Consider the following 1431-nt stretch of genomic DNA (forward strand, 5'->3'; position numbering starts at 1 on the left):
GGTCAAGTCCGGTGGAGTGGTGTACGACGGTGATCCCTCGGTGGGGTTGATCAGGCCGTCAGTGCGGGGACGGTAGCAGCGGTTTCCTCCTGTCCGGTGGTGGTGGGGGCCAGGGCGTGTCGGCAGCGGGTGAGGACGTCGATGCCGATGTAGCGGCGTTGCTCGGCCCAGGCGTCGTGCTGCTCGGCCAGGACTGCGCCGACGAGTCGGATGATGGCCTCACGGTGGGGGAAGATGCCGACGACGTCGGTCCGGCGGCGGATCTCGCGGTTGAGTCGCTCCTGGGGGTTGTTGGACCAGATCTGGCGCCACACCTCCTTGGGGAAGGCGGCGAAGGCCAGGATGTCGGCCCGGGCGTCCTCGAGATGCTCGGCGACCGCTGGCAGCTTGCCGGCCAGGGTCTCCAGCACCCGGTCGAACTGGGCGTGCACCGCTGGCGCGTCGGGCTGGTCGTAGACGGAGTGCAGCAGCGCCTTGACCCAGGGCCAGGACGACTTGGGCGTGGCGGCCATGAGGTTGGCCGCGTAGTGCGTGCGGCACCGCTGCCACGCGGTCCCGGGCAGGGTCGCGCCGATGGCCTCGACCAGGCCGGCGTGGGCGTCGGAGGTGACCAGGCCCACCGGACCGGCGGAGGTCAGCCCGCGGGCGACGAGGTCGCGGAAGAAGCCCAGCCAGGAGGCCGTGGTCTCCCCGGTGGCGACCTGGATGCCCAGGATCTCCCGGTATCCCTCGGCGTTGACGCCGGTGGCCACCAGCGCGGACACCTTGACCACGCGCCCGCCCTCACGCACCTTGAGCACGAGCGCGTCGACGGCCACGAACGTGTACGGGCCGGCGTCCAGGGGACGGGTGCGGAAGGACTCCACGTGCTCGTCGAGCTCGGCCGCCATCACCGACACCTGCGACTTGGACAGGCCGGTGATGCCCAGCGCGGTCACCAGCTTGTCCATCCGCCGGGTGGAGACCCCGAGCAGGTAGCAGGTCGCCACCACCGTGGTCAGCGCGGCCTCGGCCCGCTTGCGCCGCTCGAGCAACCAGTCGGGGAAGAAGGACCCCTCGCGCAGCTTGGGGATCGCCACGTCCAGGGTGCCCACACGCGTGTCCAGGTCGCGGTGCCGGTACCCGTTCCGCCGGTTGGTCCGCTCGGCGCTGCGGTCGCCGTAGTCGGCGCCGCAGACCGCGTCGGCCTGCCCCGAGAGCAGCGTGTTGATGAAGGACTGCAGCAGGTGCCGCATCAGGTCCGGGCTGGCCTGCGCGAGCTGCTCGTGCAGGAAGACCTCAGGGTCGATACTGGGAGAAGCGGTCATCGTGATGCTCCGTTCGAGAGTGCTGTGGAAGGTTCACTCGAAGGATCACGCGGTGACCGCGCCTACATCAGCAGGACACGCTCACCACCGTGGTCGTCGTACACCACTCTGATGGACTCCACTC

At 70.0% G+C, this 1431-nt stretch carries 1 protein-coding gene; it reads right to left on the reverse strand.

Annotation, left to right across the window (positions count from 1 at the left end):
- Nucleotides 1-50: 50 nt before the first annotated feature.
- A complete protein-coding gene (locus tag BJF81_RS12900) occupies nucleotides 51-1307 on the reverse strand; it encodes an IS256 family transposase (RefSeq protein WP_075958691.1) in 1257 nt (418 codons plus the stop codon).
- Nucleotides 1308-1431 lie beyond the last annotated feature (124 nt).

Origin of the sequence: Ornithinimicrobium sp. CNJ-824, from assembly GCF_001942405.1 — a bacterium.
In the GTDB taxonomy this organism is placed as follows: domain Bacteria; phylum Actinomycetota; class Actinomycetes; order Actinomycetales; family Dermatophilaceae; genus Ornithinicoccus; species Ornithinicoccus kibberensis.